Below are 16,416 nucleotides of genomic sequence, written 5' to 3'. Positions count from 1 at the left end.
TCGACGGATGGCGCGCAGCGGTAGCAACGCGGTAGCCGGCCTCGGTGGCGGACTCGGTAAGTTCACCGAGCTCCGCCAGCGCCTGCTGTTCGTGGTCGGTGCCCTGATCGTCTACCGCATCGGCTGCTACATCCCGGTGCCGGGCGTCAATCCGGAAGCAATGCTCCGGCTGATGGAAACCCAGAAGGGCACCATCGTGGACATGTTCAACATGTTCTCAGGTGGCGCCCTGCATCGCTTCAGCCTGTTCGCGTTGAACGTGATGCCGTACATCTCGGCGTCGATCATCGTGCAGCTGCTGGTGCAGATCGTGCCCAGCCTGAAGGCCATCCAGAAGGAAGGCGAGTCGGGCCGTCGCAAGATCAACCAGTGGTCGCGCATGGGTGCGATCCCGCTGGCCGTGTTCCAGGCTTGGGGTATCGCGACCGCGCTTCAGGCCGGCGGCGCAAGCCAGGGCATCGCGGTGGTCTACAACCCGGGCCCGGGCTTCATCCTGACTGCGGTGATCGCCCTGACGGCGGGCACCATGTTCCTGATGTGGCTAGGCGAGCAGGTGACCGAGCGCGGTATCGGCAACGGTGTGTCGCTGATCATCTTCGCAGGCATCGTGGCGGGTCTTCCGGCAGCGGTGTTCGGCATGTTCGAGCAGATCCGCAACGGCGACATGAGCGCGCTGGTAGCCATCGTGGTGGTGGCGATCGTGCTGGGCTTCACGTACTTCGTGGTGTTCGTCGAGCGCGGTCAGCGTCGCATTACGGTCAACTACGCCCGTCGACAGGGTGGCCGTAGCGCGTACATGAACCAGTCGTCGTTCCTGCCGCTGAAGCTCAACATGGCCGGCGTGATCCCGGCGATCTTTGCCTCGAGCATCGTGATGTTCCCGGCGACGGCGGCCAACTGGTTCAGCCAGGGCAATTCTGGATCGACCCTCCACCGTGTCAGCCAGTGGCTGAACCCGGGAGAGCCGCTCCACATGATCCTGTACGCAGGTCTGATCATCGGTTTCGCGTTCTTCTACACGGCGCTGGTGTTCAACTCGCAGGAAACGGCCGATAATCTGAAGAAGTCGGGCGCGCTGATTCCGGGTATCCGTCCGGGCAAGGCGACCGCCGACTATATCGATGGCGTCCTCACCCGTCTGACGGCGGCCGGCGCGATCTACCTGGTGCTGGTGTGCCTCCTTCCGGAGGTCATGCGCACCGAACTGGGCACCTCGTTCTACTTTGGCGGCACCTCGCTGCTGATCGTGGTCGTGGTGGTCATGGATTTCATCGCCCAGATCCAGGCTCATCTGATGTCCCATCAGTACGAGAGCCTGCTGAAGAAGGCGAACTTGAAGGGCGGCTCGCGCGGCGGTCTCGCGCGCGGGTGATCCCGGACCTTACGCGCGCCAGAGTAGCGCGCGGGGTCGGGCAGGGCGGTTCGCCGCAAAGTCCGACCAGTCCGGTTTCGTCGCCGGAGCATGGGCACACTCCCCATGCCGGGCACTGCCGCGTCCTCCGGGATGCGGCAGGGCTTCCTATTAACCCGAGACCTTGTTAAACTTTCCAGTTCACTCCGCCGGGATTAATCCGTCCTGGCCGCCAATCAGTTGGAGATCGCCGTTATGGCGCGTATTGCGGGCGTCAATCTGCCTGCCCAGAAGCATGTCTGGGTCGGCCTGCAAAGCATTTACGGCATTGGCCGTACCCGTTCGAAGAAGGTCTGTGTGGCCGCCGGCGTTACGTCGACGACCAAGATCCGTGATCTGTCCGAGCCCGAAGTCGAGCGTCTGCGCGCCGAAGTCGGCAAGTACGTGGTTGAGGGTGACCTCCGCCGCGAAGTCGGTATCGCGATCAAGCGCCTGATGGACCTGGCCTGCTACCGCGGCCTGCGTCACCGCCGCGGCCTGCCGCTGCGTGGCCAGCGTACCCGTACCAATGCTCGTACCCGCAAGGGTCCGCGCAAGGCCATCAAGAAGTAAGGACTTAGACCATGGCTAAGCCGGCTGCTACCAAGACCAAGAAGAAGATCAAGCGTGTCGTCACCGACGGCATCGCCCACGTCCACGCTTCTTTCAACAACACCATCGTCACGATCACCGACCGCCAGGGCAACGCGCTGTCGTGGGCGACCTCGGGCGGCGCGGGTTTCCGCGGCTCGCGCAAGTCGACCCCGTTCGCTGCCCAGGTCGCCGCCGAAAAGGCCGGCCGTGCCGCACTGGACTACGGCGTGAAGTCGCTGGAAGTCCGCATCAAGGGCCCGGGTCCGGGCCGTGAATCCGCCGTTCGTTCGCTGAACAACGTCGGATACAAGATCATCAACATCATCGACGTGACGCCTATCCCGCACAACGGGTGCCGTCCGCCGAAAAAGCGTCGCGTCTGAGGAGCTGAAAGAACATGGCTCGTTATATCGGTCCCACCTGTAAGCTCGCCCGTCGCGAAGGCGCTGACCTTGGCCTGAAGTCGTCGGCTCGCGCCCTCGATTCCAAGTGCAAGCTCGAGCAGAAGCCCGGCCAGCACGGCCCGACCGCCCGCAAGGGCAAGCTGTCGGACTACGCCACCCAGCTGCGCGAGAAGCAGAAGGTCAAGCGTATTTACGGTCTGCTGGAGCGTCAGTTCCGCAACTACTACAAGAAGGCCTCGACCAAGAAGGGCAACACGGGTGAAAACCTGCTGCAGCTCCTCGAGACCCGCCTGGACAACGTCGTCTACCGCATGGGCTTTGCGGTGACCCGTCCGGCCGCCCGCCAGCTGGTTTCGCACCGCGGCGTCACGGTCAACGGCAAGCCGGTCAATCTGCCGTCGTACCAGGTCAAGGCTGGCGACGCGATCGCGCTGGCCGAGCGCGCCCAGAAGCAGCTGCGCGTGCAGGAATCCCTGACCGTCGCATCGCAGATGGACCTCTCGCCGTCGTGGGTTGAAGTCGACAGCAAGAAGTTCTCTGGCGTGTTCAAGGCCGTTCCGGATCGTGCCGACCTGCCGGCCGACATCAACGAAGCGCTGATCGTCGAGCTGTACTCGAAGTAATCCCAGGAGACGCCAACACATGACGGTTACCGCAAACCAGGTGCTGCGCCCGCGCGGCCCCCAGATCGAGCGCCTTACGGGCAACCGTGCCAAGGTCGTGATCGAACCGCTGGAGCGTGGCTACGGCCATACGCTCGGCAATGCGCTGCGCCGTGTGCTGCTGTCGTCGATTCCGGGCTTCGCAATCACGGAAGTCGAGATCGATGGCGTGCTGCACGAGTACACCACGGTCGAAGGCCTGCAGGAAGACGTGCTTGAGGTTCTACTGAACCTCAAGGACGTGGCGATCCGCATGCACACCGGCGAGTCGGCGACGCTGTCGCTGGCGAAGCAGGGCCCGGGCATCGTGACCGCCGGCGACATCAAGACGGACCACAACGTCGAGATCCTCAACACCGAGCACGTGATCGCGCACCTGACGAAGGACACCGCGCTCAACATGCGTCTGAAGATCGAACGCGGTTTCGGCTACCAGCCGGCTGCCGCGCGTCGTCGTCCGGATGAGGAAACCCGTGCCATCGGCCGCCTGATGCTGGACGCCAGCTTCTCGCCGGTCCGCCGCGTCGCGTATGCCGTGGAAGCGGCCCGCGTCGAGCAGCGCACCGACCTGGACAAGCTGGTCCTGGACATCGAGACCAACGGCACGATCGACGCCGAGGAAGCCGTCCGCACTGCGGCCGACATCCTCACCGACCAGCTTTCGGTGTTCGGCGATTTCACCCACCGCGATCGCGGTGCGGCGAAGCCGGCGACCAGCGGCATCGACCCGATCCTGCTGCGTCCGATCGACGACCTCGAGCTGACCGTGCGTTCGGCCAACTGCCTCAAGGCCGAGAGCATCTACTACGTCGGCGATCTGATCCAGAAGACCGAAGTCGAGCTGCTCAAGACGCCGAACCTCGGCAAGAAGTCGCTCACCGAGATCAAGGAAGTCCTCGCCCAGCGTGGTCTTTCGCTCGGCATGAAGCTCGAGAACTGGCCGCCGGCAGGCATCGCCTCCCACGGCATGATGGGGTAAGCATCGGCGCTTGCGCGGCACTGCCGCGCGCCGATGCGAACGCCCGGGCAGGAAGCCCGGGCCGGGCTCTCCGGGGCCGCCCACGTAGCGCCATGGATGGCGGCAGCGAAGCAACAAGCGCGGCGCTTCTGAGAAGAAGCGTCGCGTTTTCGCCGACAGGGGCCAAGCCCCGCGGCATGGCCGGCAACGGAGCGCCGGTTCGGACCATCCGCAGTCCAGGTAACAACGCCGGGATGGCGACAGCGAACCTCAACGTTTCAACATTCCACAGGAATCACCGTCATGCGCCACCAGAAAGCCGGCCGTAAATTCAGCCGTACCAGCGCCCATCGCGATGCGATGTTCACCAACATGGCCGCGTCGCTGATCAAGCACGGCATCATCCGCACCACGTTGCCCAAGGCGAAGGAACTTCGTCGCGTTGCCGAGCCGCTCATCACGCTCGCCAAGGTCGACGGCGTCGCCAATCGCCGCCTCGCCTTCTCGCGCCTGCGCGACAAGGAAGCCGTGGGCACGCTGTTCACCACGCTCGGCCCGCGCTACCAGGCGCGTCCGGGTGGCTACCTGCGCATCCTCAAGTGCGGTTTCCGCGCTGGCGACAACGCGCCGATGGCCTATGTCGAACTCGTCGACCGTCCGGAAGCCGCTGCGGAGTAATCCGCCGGCGTGAGCGGCCCAGGCCGCTCACGGACGATCCAGCAGAAACCCCGGCTTCGGCTGGGGTTTTTGTTTTCTGGAGTTCCTGATGGCAGGCACGCGCATGACGATGCGTGCGTATGCGCCGAAGCGTGTGCCGTTTGCGGGCAGCCGAATGGCTGTCGTGCACTTGAGCGGGAAGGGCGGTTAAGCTCTCCCGCCATGACGACCCAACTCCTGCGCGGCTCGTTCCGCTTCCAGTTCTTCCTCGGCTTCCTCGCGTGTGCGGGGCTGCTGGCGTACGCCATCTATCTGCAACTGCACGACGGACTGGAGCCGTGCAATCTCTGTATTTTCCAGCGGATCGCGTTCGCGGCGCTGGGCATCGTGTTCCTGATCGGCGCGCTGCATGGCCCGAAGCGTCACGGTGCGCGCACGGCGTACGGCGTAGGTGCGCTCATCGCATCGATTGCCGGCATCGCAATCGCCGGCCGCCACGTGTGGGTGCAGATGCAGCCGGCGGGCGAAGTGTCGTGCGGTGCGCCCCTGTCGTTCATGCGCGAAACCATGTCGACGTGGGACGTCGTGCGCAAGGTGATGACGGCGACGGGCAACTGCGGAGACGTCGACTGGACCTTCCTCGGCCTGTCGATGCCGTGGTGGAGCTTGATCTGGTTCGTGCTGCTCGCCCTGTGGGCCGGCTACGCGGCCTTTCGTCGCGCCTGAGCGCGTTCTATCCGGTATCCCGGACCCGTGAAGGGCGTTCCGGCTCGGTTGCCGCTGTAACGGTTGCAGCGCGCCGGGCGAGCGCCCATAGTGGTTCGCCGCATTGCAGCATCGTGTCATGCCTACGCCAGACCGCACCCTCCGCGCCGTGAACCTGCCCGCCGACTGGTCGCCCGAGTCCTGGCGCACCCGCACCGCGATGCAGTTGCCGCAGTATCCCGACGCGCGGGCGCTGGAGGAGGCCCTCGCCGAGCTGCGCACGCTGCCGCCGCTGGTTACGTCCTGGGAAATCCTGTCGCTGAAGCAGCAGCTTGCCGACGCGCAGGAAGGCAAGCGCTTCCTGCTGCAGGGCGGCGATTGTGCCGAAACCTTCGACGGCTGCCGTTCCGATGTCATCTCGAACCGGCTCAAGGTGTTGCTGCAGATGAGCTTGGTGCTCGTGCACGGCCTTCGCAAGCCGGTCGTGCGCGTTGGTCGTTTCGCCGGCCAGTACGCGAAGCCGCGTTCGGCCGACACCGAGACCATCGGCGAGGTGACGCTGCCCAGCTATCGTGGCGACATGGTCAACGCGCCGGACTTCACGCCCGAGTCGCGCACGCCCGATCCCCGCCGCATGATCAAGGCGCATGCGCGCTCGGCGATGACGATGAATTTCGTCCGGGCGCTGATCGATGGCGGGTTCGCCGACCTGCACCACCCCGAATACTGGAACCTCAGCTGGGTCGGCCATTCGCCGCTCGCCGACGAATACCGCCGCATGGTCACCGCGATCGGCGATGCGGTGCGCTTCATGGAGACGCTGTCGGGCAGCGAGGTCCACAACCTCAACCGCGTCGACTTCTACACCTCGCACGAAGCGCTGCTGCTGCCGTACGAGGAGTCGCTGACGCGCCAGGTCCCGCGCCACTGGGGCTGGTTCAATCTCAGCACGCACTACCCGTGGATCGGCATGCGCACGGCGCAGGTCGATGGCGCGCATGCCGAATACTTCCGCGGCATTCGCAACCCGATTGCGCTGAAGGTCGGCCCGTCGGTCACGCCGGACCAGCTGCTGCGCACGATCGACCTGCTCAATCCGGAAGACGAACCGGGCCGCCTGACCTTCATCCACCGTATGGGCGCGACCGGCATCGCCGAGAAGCTCCCGCCGCTGCTCGATGCCGTGCGCCGCGATGGGCGTCGCGTGCTGTGGGTCTGCGATCCGATGCACGGCAACACCGAGAGCACGAGCAACGGGTACAAGACGCGCCGCTTCCGCAACATCCGCAGCGAGCTGGAACAGGCATTCGAGCTGCATGCCGCGGCCGGCACGCGGCTGGGCGGCGCGCACCTGGAGCTGACCGGCGAGGACGTGACCGAGTGCCTCGGCGGCGCACGCGAACTCACCGAGAGCGATCTCGAACGCGCCTACAAGTCCACGGTCGATCCGCGCCTGAACTACGAGCAGGCGCTGGAGATCGCGATGCTGATCGTGCGCAAGCAGGCGCAGATCGCCGCGCCGGCGTAAGCGGTGTAACGCGCCGGATCCGGACGGCCTCTCCGCACGCGGGGAGGCCGTTTTCGTTACGGCGCGGGCCTCAACCCTTCGTCGTGCCCAACGGCGCGGTAGCCAGGAACTGCGGCGCCTTGCGCGCCTTGGTCTTCTGCTCGAATGCGTAGGCCAGTTCGATCAGGCGCGGTTCGCTCCATGCGGTGCCCATGAAGACGATGCCCATCGGCAATCCGAAGTAATCGCCCATCGGCACGGTGATGCTCGGCGTGCCGGCAACCGCAGCGGCGCCATAGCCTTCGCCGAGGAAGTGGTCCCCGTTGACCGGATCGATCAGCCACGCCGGCGCCGTCGCTGGTGCGACGATCGCGTCGAGCGAGGACGTAGACAGCACCGCTTCGAGCCCCTCCGCGCCGGCCAGTCGCCGCGCCTTGCTGCGCGCGTCGATGTAGGCCATCTCGTCCAGCGTGCCCTTCGCCTGCGCGCGCTCGAACAGCTCCTGCGCGAAGAACGGCATTTCCGTCTTCGCGTTGCGGCGGTTGTATTCGATCAGCGCGGCGAGTGAATTCACCGGCGCGCCGCTGCGCGACAGGTAGCCGTCCAGGCCGTGCTTGAACTCGTACAGCAGCACGTCCATCTCCGCGTCGTTCCACTGGCCCGCGGTGGGGAGCTCGACGTCGACGATTTCCGCGCCCGCCTGGCGCATCGCGTCGAGGCTACGCTCCAGCGCCGCGTCGGCCGCGGGATGGAAGCCCATCGACTTGCGCAGCACGCCGATGCGGGCGCCGCGCAGGCCCTCGCGGTTGAGACGGGCGTGATAGTCGAAGATCGCGCGCCCCGTGCTTTCGGAGGTCGCCGGGTCGGTATCGTCGCGGCCGACCATGGCCGACAGCAGCGTTGCCGCGTCGGCCACGCTGCGCGCCATGGGGCCGGCCGTGTCCTGGCTGTGCGAGATCGGGATGATGCCGCTGCGGCTCACCAGGCCGACCGTCGGCTTGATGCCGACCAGGCCTGCGACCGACGACGGGCATACGATGCTGCCGTCGGTTTCGGTGCCGATCGCTGCGGCCGCGAGGTTCGCGGCGACGGCGGCGCCGCTGCCGGAACTGGAGCCGCAGGGCGAGCGGTCGAGCGCATACGGATTGCGCGTCTGCCCGCCACGCGCGCTCCAGCCGGAGCTCGAGCGCGAGGAGCGGAAGTTCGCCCACTCGCTGAGGTTCGTCTTGCCCAGGATCACCGCGCCCGCTTCGCGCAGGCGTGCGACGACGAAGGCGTCGGTACGCGGATGGTGCGAGGCGAGGGCGAGCGAGCCGGCGGAGTTCGCCATCGGCGTCGCATCGATGTTGTCCTTCAGCAGGACCGGCACGCCGTGCAGCGGGCCGCGCACGCGGCCGGCCTTGCGCTCGGCATCGAGCGCGTCGGCTTCCTTCAGCGCGGCGGGATTGAGTTCGATGACGGCGTTGAGCGTCGGGCCGGCGTCGTCGATGGCGGCGATGCGATCGAGGTAAGCCTGCGTCAGCGCGTGGCTGGTGAGTTCGCCGCGACCCATCCGGGCCTGCAGTTCGTCGATGCCCACTTCGGCGAAGGCGAACCCGTCGCGTGGCGCCGCAGCGGCGGCAGCCGGCTTGGCGGTAGTCGTGACGCCCGCGCGGGCGGTGCCGGGTGCGTCGGCGCGCTGGCAGGCAGGCAGCAAGGCGAGCAGCGTCGCCAGCGGCAACGTCTTGACGATCAAAGAGCGCATTGCGATTCCCCGGTCGCAGGTGGCTGACCGGAGAATACGCCATTCAGGTTCGCGCGCGAGGCTTAGCGGCCGCGCTTGAAGATGTCGCGTGCCAGCACTGCGACGACGATCAAATTGACCACCAGGACGGCGACGGACATCCAGCCCGGATGCCGGAAGAGGGCGTAGACGTCGAGCGGCAGGTAGATCGCGGCGCTGATGCAGCCCAGCCACGACGCCCAGACCTTCACTCGCCACAGGCCCCAGGCTTCGATCATGCGCAGCACGCCGTAGGCGAAGATCAGCGCCGCGGCCAAGTGCACGCTGTCGGGATTGATGGCGTTGGACAGCCACGCCAGCGCACCGTGGTCGGTGCTGATCTGGAAGCGCAGCGTGAGTTCGCGCAGCCAGCGCAGCAGCGGCGCCGGCCCGAGCAGTTCGAGGCCGAAGGCAGCGGCAAAGGCCAGCAGGCCCTTGCCGGCCTCGAAGATCGCGATGAGATGCAGCCCCGGATGCGCATGCGGATCCGGGTTGTAGTGGGCGTCGGTCATGGCCTCGTCAGACATGGCGACGCCCCGTTGGTTCACGCAGCACGCGACGCGCGCTTGCGTTCGCTTTCCGTCAGCTGCTTCTTGCGCAGGCGGATTTCCTTCGGGGTGACTTCGACCAGCTCGTCGTCCTCGATGAAGTCCAGCGCCTGCTCCAGCGAGTACTTGATCGCCGGCGTCAGCTTGATCGCGTCGTCCTTGCCCGAAGCGCGCATGTTGGTCAGCGGCTTGGTCTTGATCGCGTTGACGGTCAGGTCGTTGTCCTTCGAATGGATGCCGACCAGCTGGCCTTCGTACACGTTGTCGCCTTCGGCCGCGAACAGGCGGCCGCGCTCTTCCAGCGGGCCCAGCGCGTAGGCAGGGGTGACGCCGGCGGCGTTGGCGATCATCACGCCGTTGAGGCGCTTGGCGATCGCGCCGGTTTCCTTCGGACCGTAGTGGTCGAAGACGTGGAACAGCAGGCCCGAGCCCTGGGTCAGGGTGCGGAATTCGTTCTGGAAGCCGATCAGGCCACGCGCCGGGATCATGTAATCAAGGCGCACGCGGCCCTTGCCGTCCGGCTCCATGTTCTTGAGCTGGCCCTTGCGGATGCCGAGCTTTTCCATGACGCCGCCCTGGTGCTGCTCCTCGATGTCGACGACGAGCTGCTCGATCGGCTCCATCAGCTGGCCGTCGATTTCCTTGATGATCACTTCCGGGCGCGACACGGCCAGCTCGAAGCCTTCGCGGCGCATGTTCTCGATCAGCACCGACAGATGCAGCTCGCCACGGCCGGAGACCAGGAACTTGTCCGGATCCGAACCTTCCTCGACCTTCAGCGCGACGTTGTGCAGCATCTCGCGCTCCAGGCGCTCGCGCAGCTGGCGGCTGGTGAGGAACTTGCCGCCGCTGTAATCCTTGTGCCCGGCGAACGGCGAGTTGTTCACCTGGAAGGTCATGCTGATTGTCGGCTCGTCGACCGTCAGCGCCGGCAGCGCTTCCGGAGCGTCCAGCGCGCACACGGTGTCGGAGATCGACAGGTCGGTGATGCCCGCGATCGCGACGATGTCGCCCGCGCTGGCCTCTTCGGTCTCGATGCGCTCAAGGCCCATGAAACCGAGCACCTGCACGATCTTGCCCTGGCGCTTCTTGCCGTCACGGCCGACCACGCTCACCGGCATGTTCTTCTTCACCTTGCCGCGCTGGATGCGGCCGATGCCGATCAGGCCGACGAAGTTGCTGTAGTCCAGCTGGCTGATGCGCATCTGGAACGGGCCTTCCTCGTCCACCTGCGGCGGCGCGACGTGCTTCATGATCGCTTCGTACAGCGGGGTCATGTCGCCCGAACGCGCGGCGTCGTCGAGGCTGGCGTAGCCGTGCAGCGCCGAGGCGTAGACGATCGGGAAGTCGAGCTGCTCGTTGGTGGCGCCGAGCTTGTCGAACAGGTCGAACACCTGGTCGATGACCCAGTCCGGACGCGCGCCCGGACGGTCGATCTTGTTGACCACGACGATCGGCTTGAAGCCCATCGCGAAGGCCTTCTGCGTCACGAAGCGCGTCTGCGGCATCGGGCCGTCCATCGCGTCGACCAGGATCAGCACCGAGTCGACCATCGACAGCACGCGCTCGACCTCGCCGCCGAAGTCGGCGTGTCCGGGGGTGTCGACGATGTTGATGCGGTTGCCCTGCCAGGTGATGGCCGTGTTCTTGGCCAGGATCGTGATGCCACGTTCCTTTTCCTGGTCGTTGCTGTCCATCGCGCGCTCGGCAAGCACCGTGCGCTCGGACAGGGTGCCGGACTGCTTCAGGAGGCAGTCGACGAGGGTGGTCTTGCCATGGTCGACGTGGGCGACGATGGCGATATTGCGCAGGCGTTCGATGGACATGCGGACAGGCCGGCAGACCGGCGCTCGAGCGAGGGGTAGCCGAATATTATACCTGTCAAACATGGCGGTTGCTTGTTCAGCCAACCGGTCGGCGGAGCAGGCGCGAGGGCCCTTGTGAAGGGTCGCCGCCGCCGCCATCTGAACGGCGAAGCCTTTCCCCATCCTTGTCCCGCATTACTTCCCCGAACGTCCAGGAGACGGATTCATGAGCGTCATTGCCACCTTCGACACCGACCGCGGCCCGATCCGCGTGGAACTGGCCGCCGACAAGGCGCCCCTTACCGTCGCCAACTTCGTGAACCTGGCCCAGCGCGGCTTCTACGACGGCCTGAGCTTCCACCGCGTCATCAACGATTTCATGATCCAGGGCGGCTGCCCGCTGGGCACCGGCACCGGCGGCCCGGGCTACCGTTTCGAGGATGAAACGCGCAACGGTCTGAGCCACGAGCGCGGCGTGCTCTCGATGGCCAACGCCGGCCCGGGCACCAACGGCAGCCAGTTCTTCATCACGCACGTCCCGTGCCCGTGGCTGGATGGCAAGCACACCGTGTTCGGCAAGGTGCTCGAAGGCCAGGAAATCGTCGACAGCGTGAAGCAGGGCGACACGATCAAGTCGGTGAAGATCGAAGGCGACACCGCCGGCGTGCTTGCGGCGAAGGCCGACCGCGTCGCCGAGTGGAACAAGACCTTGGACGCGCGATAACCGGCGTTGCCGGTTTCCCCCAAAGTTTGCTGCGCAAACTTCGGGCCCCGCGGCACGGCTTCCAAATCCCGCGCTGCCGCGTAGCCCCGTTACCAAAGGGGCTTGTGACTCCGGCTGGATCCGCCAAACACCGCCCGCTCCGGCTTTCCGGAGCGGGCGTTTTCGTTTCAGCGGCGGCGGGCAGCGCGCCCCTGCGTGTTAACATCCTGAGGCTCGATGGCCGACGTTCGCGGCGCGTCTTTTGCGGACCGATCAGCCCCGAATCAACGGACCGATCGGGCCGCGAGCGCACACCCCACATCCGACTCCCACGAGGTTCCGCGATGCCCCAGCTTGCCCGGCGCATCGGTCGCGCCAAGCCCAGCGCGATCATGCAGGTTGCCGAGAAGGCCAAGCGGCTCAAGGCCGAAGGCCGCGACATCATCAGCTTCTCGATTGGTGTTCCCAACTTCCTGCCCGGCGAGCACGTCTACGCCGCCGCACGCGAGGCGCTGTCGAAAGACAGCGGCCAGTACGGCAGCAACCGCGGCCCCGACGCGCTGCTCGACGCCTTCGTCGAGCACATGGCGAAAATCGGCCTGACCGGCTACGGGCGCGTCAACTGCGCCACCGGCATCGGCGCCAAGCACGTCATCTACAACCTCGCCGAAGCGCTGCTCGACGAAGGCGACACGATCGCGTTCCCGACGCCGTACTGGACCAGCTACCTCGACATCGCCGAGATCGTCGGCGCGAAGATCGACCTGCTGCCGTGCCCGCCGGAACAGGACTACAAGCTCAAGCCCGCGCAGCTCGATGCCGCGCTCGCGAAGAAGCCTAAGGTGTTCCTGTTCAACAACCCGTCCAACCCGACGGGCATGGTGTACACGAAGGAAGAAATCGACGCGCTGGCCGACGTCGTGGCGAAGTATCCGGACACCTGGATCATCACCGACGACATCTACAACCGCATGGTGTTCGACGGCCTCGGATACCACAACTTCGTGCATTCGCGCCCGGAGCTGAAGGACCGCGTGATCTTCCTGGACTCGCTGTCCAAGACCTATGGCATGCCGGGTTGGCGCGTGGGTTTCATGGCCGGTCCGGAAGTCGTGGCGCAGGCGCTGGTGACGATGAATTCCAACCACATCACCAACGTGCCGGAAGTCGTCTGCGCCGCCGCCATTGCCGCGTTCAACGGTCCGCAGGACGTCCCGACGCAGAAGTGCGCCGAGTTCCAGGCCAAGCGCGACCAGGTGATGGACGTGATGAACTCGATCCCGGGCGTCGTCTGCCCGCGTCCGCAGGGCGCGTTCTACGTGTTCCCGGACATCAGCGTCGCCTTCGGCAAGACGCACACGCCCAGCGGCATCAAGATCGGCAACGACGTCGACGTCTGCAACGCGCTGCTGGAAACCAAGGGCGTGGCCTGCGTGCCGGGCTCGGCGTTCGGTGAGCCGCGCGCGCTGCGCATCAGCTACACCTGCCCGACGCCGCAGCTCGCCCCGGGCCTGCAGCGTTTCCAGGAATTCTTCGCCGAACTTTCGTAATCCAGTGCGGGACGCGTGGCGCCCCGTTTTTTCGTCCAGGAGTTACACATGAAAACCCCCGTCCGCGTTGCCGTCACCGGTGCTGCCGGCCAGATCGGTTACTCGCTGCTGTTTCGTATCGCGTCCGGCGAAATGCTCGGCAAGGACCAGCCCGTCATCCTGCAGATGCTCGAGCTGCCGATGGAGAAGGCCCAGGCCGCGCTCAAGGGCGTGATGATGGAGCTGGAAGACTGCGCGTTCCCGCTGCTGGCCGGCATGGTCGGCACCGATGATGCGGAAGTCGCGTTCAAGGACGCGGACATCGCACTGCTCGTCGGCGCGCGTCCGCGCGGCCCGGGCATGGAGCGCAAGGACCTGCTGCTGGAAAACGCCAAGATCTTCACCGCCCAGGGCGCCGCGCTGAACAAGGTCGCCTCGCGCAACGTGAAGGTGCTCGTCGTCGGCAACCCGGCCAACACCAACGCCTACATCGCCATGAAGTCGGCGCCGGACCTGCCGACGAAGAACTTCACCGCGATGCTGCGCCTGGACCACAACCGCGCGCTGTCGCAGCTGGCGAACAAGGCCGGCGTCGCCGTCGGCGACATCGAGAAGCTCGTCGTGTGGGGCAACCACAGCCCGACGATGTACCCGGACTACCGCTTCGCCACCGTCAATGGCCAGTCGCTGAAGGACAAGATCAACGACGCCGACTGGAACGCGAACGAGTTCATCCCGAAGGTCGGCAAGCGCGGCGCGGCGATCATCGAAGCGCGCGGCCTGTCGTCGGCCGCCTCGGCCGCCAACGCCGCCATCGACCACGTGCGCGACTGGGTGCTGGGCAGCAACGGCAAGTGGGTGACGATGGGCATTCCGTCCGACGGCAGCTACGGCATCCCGAAGGACGTGATGTTCGGTTTCGCCGTCACCACCGAGAATGGCGAGTACACGATGGTGCGCGATCTGCCGATCGACGACTTCAGCCGGAAGGCGATCGACAAGACGCTGGCCGAGCTGGAAGAAGAGCGTTCGGGCGTCGCCCACCTGCTCTGATCCATCGCGATCGTGTTGCACCGCGGGGCGGCCACTGGCCGCCCCGTTGCGTGTGGGGAGCCGTGTCTAACCCGGCCGCTTCGACCAAGGTCGTAACGCGTTCCTTCCCCGCGCGGCGCTAGCCTCGACACATCGTCGTCGGAGGCATCGCCATGCAGTACGAAGACTTCTACCGCCGCTCGATCGAGCAACCCGAGGAGTTCTGGGGCGAGCAGGCGAGGGCGATCCACTGGCGCAAGGCGCCGGAGCAGATCCTCGACTACTCCAAGCCGCCGTTCCGTCGGTGGTTTTGTGGCGGCGAAACGAACCTGTGCTTCAACGCGATCGATCGTCACCTGCACGAACGCGCCGACCAGCTCGCGCTCGTCGCCATTTCCAGTGAAACCGGCATCACGCGCGAGATCACGTATCGCCAGCTGCATCGCGAAGTGAACACCTTCGCCGCCGTCATCCGCGCGCTCGGCGTCGGGCGCGGCGATCGCGTGGTGATCTACATGCCGAACATGGCCGAAGCGGTGTTCGCGATGCTCGCCTGCGCGCGCATCGGTGCGGTGCACTCGGTGGTGTTCGGCGGTTTCGCCGCGCACAACCTCGCGCTGCGCATCGACGATGCGACGCCGAAGCTGCTCATCTGTGCCGACGCCGGCATGCGCGGCGGCAAGGTGATCCCGTACAAGCCGCTGGTCGATGCGGCATGCGACGCGGCGAAGACGCCGCCGCCGAAAGTGCTCATCGTCGAACGCGGGCTCGATCCGCAGCACGCCGTCGTCGAAGGCCGCGACGAACACTACGCGCCGTTGCGCGAGCAGTACGACGGCGCCGAAGTCGACGTCGAATGGCTAGAGTCGAACGAGCCGAGCTACCTGCTCTACACCTCCGGCACCACGGGAAAGCCCAAGGGCGTGCAGCGCGACGTCGGCGGCTACGCGGTGGCGCTCGCGCTGTCGATGTGGTCGATCTACGACGTGCGCGCGGGGCAGGTGATGTTCTCCACGTCCGACGTCGGCTGGGCGGTCGGCCATTCGTACAACGTGTACGGGCCGCTGATCGCGGGTGCGACATCGGTGTTGTACGAAGGCCTGCCGATCCATCCCGATCCGGGCATCTGGTGGAAGATCTGCGAGCAGTACGGCGTGCGCACGATGTTCTCCTCGCCCACCGGCATCCGCGTGCTGAAGAAGCAGGACGCGGCGTTCCTGAAGAAGCACGACCTGTCGAAGCTGCAGTGGCTGTTCCTCGCCGGCGAACCGCTGGACGAACCGACCGCGCAGTGGATCACCGACGGCATCGGCAAGACCATCATCGACAACTACTGGCAGACCGAAACCGGCTGGCCGGTGCTGTCGCTGATGCCGGGGCTGGAGCTGAAGCCGGTGAAGTTCGGCTCGCCCGGTCTGCCGACGCCCGGCTACAGGCTGCGCGTGATCGACGATGTCACCGGCGATGACGTGCCGGCCGGAACGAAGGGCGTGCTGGTGATTGAGCCGCCGCTGCCGCCCGGGTGTCTCACGACCGTGTGGAACGACGATGCACGCTTCCTGTCGAGCTACTTCAGTCATTTCAGGCAACTCGTGTACAGCTCGCTCGACTGGGCGATCCGCGACGAGGACGGCTACACGTTCATCCTCGGCCGCACGGACGACGTCATCAATGTCGCGGGGCATCGACTCGGCACGCGCGAGATCGAGGAGTCGTGCTCGACCCATCCCAGCGTCGCCGAGGCGGCGGTGATCGGCGTGCACGACGAACTGAAAGGGCAGGTGCCGGTGGTGTTCGCCACGCTCAAGCGGCAGGACGAATCGGCGTCGGATGCGGCGACCGGCATGCAGCAGCGCGTGGTCGAGCAGCTGGGCGGCGTCGCGAAGCCGGCACGCGTGTACGTCGTGAACGCGCTGCCGAAAACGCGCTCGGGCAAGCTGCTGCGCCGCTCGTTGCAGGCGCTGGCCGAAAGCCGAGACCCCGGCGACCTGTCCACGCTGGACGACCCGGCCGCGCTGGAGGAAGTGAAGCGCGCGCTGGAGCGCGGGGCGGACGCGGGCGGGTGAATGGGTGAGGCTTCATTCCCGAAGGCCACGCGTCCTGCGGCGCAAACCCCTCGAAATCCCCCGTCGGCTAAAATGTCCGTCTCACCAGGAGACG

Annotated in this window: 15 protein-coding genes; 12 read left to right on the top strand and 3 right to left on the bottom strand. The window is 66.1% G+C overall.

Annotated features, from left to right (window positions below; all coding sequences use genetic code 11):
* The first annotated feature begins 7 nt into the window (after positions 1-7).
* The 8 genes from secY to DX912_RS15265 all read left to right on the top strand — a co-directional run bounded on the left by secY (position 8) and on the right by DX912_RS15265 (position 6,898).
* Positions 8-1,372, top strand: coding sequence for a preprotein translocase subunit SecY (gene secY / locus DX912_RS15300; protein WP_115843843.1), 1,365 nt, complete (start codon positions 8-10; stop codon positions 1,370-1,372).
* A 234-nt stretch (positions 1,373-1,606) separates the two neighbouring features.
* The gene (gene rpsM / locus DX912_RS15295) at positions 1,607-1,963 is read left to right on the top strand and encodes a 30S ribosomal protein S13 (protein ID WP_115843841.1); all 357 of its coding nucleotides are present in this window, start codon (positions 1,607-1,609) and stop codon (positions 1,961-1,963) included.
* Between the two features lie 11 nt (positions 1,964-1,974).
* On the top strand, positions 1,975-2,367 hold the full coding sequence (rpsK, locus tag DX912_RS15290) for a 30S ribosomal protein S11 (RefSeq protein ID WP_115843839.1): 393 nt from the start codon (positions 1,975-1,977) through the stop codon (positions 2,365-2,367).
* 14 nt (positions 2,368-2,381) lie between these two features.
* A complete protein-coding gene (rpsD, locus tag DX912_RS15285; RefSeq protein WP_115843837.1) occupies positions 2,382-3,011 on the top strand; it encodes a 30S ribosomal protein S4 in 630 nt (209 codons plus the stop codon).
* A 19-nt stretch (positions 3,012-3,030) separates the two neighbouring features.
* On the top strand, positions 3,031-4,029 hold the full coding sequence (locus tag DX912_RS15280) for a DNA-directed RNA polymerase subunit alpha (protein WP_115843835.1): 999 nt from the start codon (positions 3,031-3,033) through the stop codon (positions 4,027-4,029).
* 282 nt (positions 4,030-4,311) lie between these two features.
* Positions 4,312-4,686 carry a 50S ribosomal protein L17 gene (gene rplQ / locus DX912_RS15275; RefSeq protein WP_115843833.1) on the top strand — a complete coding sequence of 125 codons (375 nt, stop codon included), beginning with the start codon at positions 4,312-4,314 and terminating at the stop codon, positions 4,684-4,686.
* Between the two features lie 201 nt (positions 4,687-4,887).
* Positions 4,888-5,391: a disulfide bond formation protein B gene (locus DX912_RS15270; protein WP_115843831.1), complete on the top strand. Its 504-nt coding sequence runs from the start codon at positions 4,888-4,890 to the stop codon at positions 5,389-5,391.
* Positions 5,392-5,509: 118 nt separating this feature from the next.
* The gene (locus DX912_RS15265; protein WP_115843829.1) at positions 5,510-6,898 is read left to right on the top strand and encodes a class II 3-deoxy-7-phosphoheptulonate synthase; all 1,389 of its coding nucleotides are present in this window, start codon (positions 5,510-5,512) and stop codon (positions 6,896-6,898) included.
* Positions 6,899-6,968: 70 nt separating this feature from the next.
* On the opposite strand, the gene DX912_RS15260 is transcribed toward DX912_RS15265, so the two are convergent.
* The 3 genes from DX912_RS15260 to typA form a co-directional block, all read right to left on the bottom strand.
* Positions 6,969-8,621 carry an amidase gene (locus DX912_RS15260; protein ID WP_115843827.1) on the bottom strand — a complete coding sequence of 551 codons (1,653 nt, stop codon included), beginning with the start codon at positions 8,619-8,621 and terminating at the stop codon, positions 6,969-6,971.
* Positions 8,622-8,683: 62 nt separating this feature from the next.
* On the bottom strand, positions 8,684-9,151 hold the full coding sequence (locus tag DX912_RS15255; RefSeq protein ID WP_115843825.1) for a DUF2127 domain-containing protein: 468 nt from the start codon (positions 9,149-9,151) through the stop codon (positions 8,684-8,686).
* A gap of 32 nt (positions 9,152-9,183) precedes the next feature.
* A complete protein-coding gene (gene typA / locus DX912_RS15250) occupies positions 9,184-11,013 on the bottom strand; it encodes a translational GTPase TypA (RefSeq protein ID WP_115843823.1) in 1,830 nt (609 codons plus the stop codon).
* Positions 11,014-11,218: 205 nt separating this feature from the next.
* Here typA and DX912_RS15245 point away from each other — a divergent pair, with 205 nt between their 5' ends.
* From DX912_RS15245 to prpE, 4 genes are all read left to right on the top strand, one after another.
* Positions 11,219-11,716, top strand: a complete 498-nt coding sequence (locus DX912_RS15245; protein ID WP_115843821.1) for a peptidylprolyl isomerase — start codon at positions 11,219-11,221, stop codon at positions 11,714-11,716.
* Positions 11,717-12,039: 323 nt separating this feature from the next.
* Positions 12,040-13,245: a pyridoxal phosphate-dependent aminotransferase gene (locus DX912_RS15240; protein ID WP_115843819.1), complete on the top strand. Its 1,206-nt coding sequence runs from the start codon at positions 12,040-12,042 to the stop codon at positions 13,243-13,245.
* A gap of 48 nt (positions 13,246-13,293) precedes the next feature.
* Positions 13,294-14,277: a malate dehydrogenase gene (locus DX912_RS15235; RefSeq protein WP_115843817.1), complete on the top strand. Its 984-nt coding sequence runs from the start codon at positions 13,294-13,296 to the stop codon at positions 14,275-14,277.
* Positions 14,278-14,429: 152 nt separating this feature from the next.
* Positions 14,430-16,322: a propionate--CoA ligase gene (prpE, locus tag DX912_RS15230; RefSeq protein ID WP_115843815.1), complete on the top strand. Its 1,893-nt coding sequence runs from the start codon at positions 14,430-14,432 to the stop codon at positions 16,320-16,322.
* Positions 16,323-16,416: the final 94 nt, after the last annotated feature.

It is taken from the genome of Lysobacter soli (assembly GCF_003382285.1).
GTDB classification, from domain to species: domain Bacteria; phylum Pseudomonadota; class Gammaproteobacteria; order Xanthomonadales; family Xanthomonadaceae; genus Lysobacter_J; species Lysobacter_J soli.
Note: the sequence above shows the minus strand (reverse complement) of the source record. Positions and strands in the feature narration are given on the sequence as shown.

Excerpts from the sequence above, each read along its gene's own strand:
- DX912_RS15260 (WP_115843827.1), bottom strand. The coding sequence starts at position 8,621 with ATGCGCTCTTTGATCGTCAAGACGTTGCCGCTGGCGACGCTGCTCGCC.
- DX912_RS15270 (WP_115843831.1), top strand. The coding sequence starts at position 4,888 with ATGACGACCCAACTCCTGCGCGGCTCGTTCCGCTTCCAGTTCTTCCTC.
- secY (WP_115843843.1), top strand. The coding sequence starts at position 8 with ATGGCGCGCAGCGGTAGCAACGCGGTAGCCGGCCTCGGTGGCGGACTC.
- prpE (WP_115843815.1), top strand. The coding sequence starts at position 14,430 with ATGCAGTACGAAGACTTCTACCGCCGCTCGATCGAGCAACCCGAGGAG.
- DX912_RS15255 (WP_115843825.1), bottom strand. The coding sequence starts at position 9,151 with ATGACCGACGCCCACTACAACCCGGATCCGCATGCGCATCCGGGGCTG.
- DX912_RS15265 (WP_115843829.1), top strand. The coding sequence starts at position 5,510 with ATGCCTACGCCAGACCGCACCCTCCGCGCCGTGAACCTGCCCGCCGAC.
- rpsK (WP_115843839.1), top strand. The coding sequence starts at position 1,975 with ATGGCTAAGCCGGCTGCTACCAAGACCAAGAAGAAGATCAAGCGTGTC.
- rpsD (WP_115843837.1), top strand. The coding sequence starts at position 2,382 with ATGGCTCGTTATATCGGTCCCACCTGTAAGCTCGCCCGTCGCGAAGGC.
- DX912_RS15245 (WP_115843821.1), top strand. The coding sequence starts at position 11,219 with ATGAGCGTCATTGCCACCTTCGACACCGACCGCGGCCCGATCCGCGTG.
- DX912_RS15280 (WP_115843835.1), top strand. The coding sequence starts at position 3,031 with ATGACGGTTACCGCAAACCAGGTGCTGCGCCCGCGCGGCCCCCAGATC.
- rpsM (WP_115843841.1), top strand. The coding sequence starts at position 1,607 with ATGGCGCGTATTGCGGGCGTCAATCTGCCTGCCCAGAAGCATGTCTGG.
- rplQ (WP_115843833.1), top strand. The coding sequence starts at position 4,312 with ATGCGCCACCAGAAAGCCGGCCGTAAATTCAGCCGTACCAGCGCCCAT.
- typA (WP_115843823.1), bottom strand. The coding sequence starts at position 11,013 with ATGTCCATCGAACGCCTGCGCAATATCGCCATCGTCGCCCACGTCGAC.
- DX912_RS15240 (WP_115843819.1), top strand. The coding sequence starts at position 12,040 with ATGCCCCAGCTTGCCCGGCGCATCGGTCGCGCCAAGCCCAGCGCGATC.
- DX912_RS15235 (WP_115843817.1), top strand. The coding sequence starts at position 13,294 with ATGAAAACCCCCGTCCGCGTTGCCGTCACCGGTGCTGCCGGCCAGATC.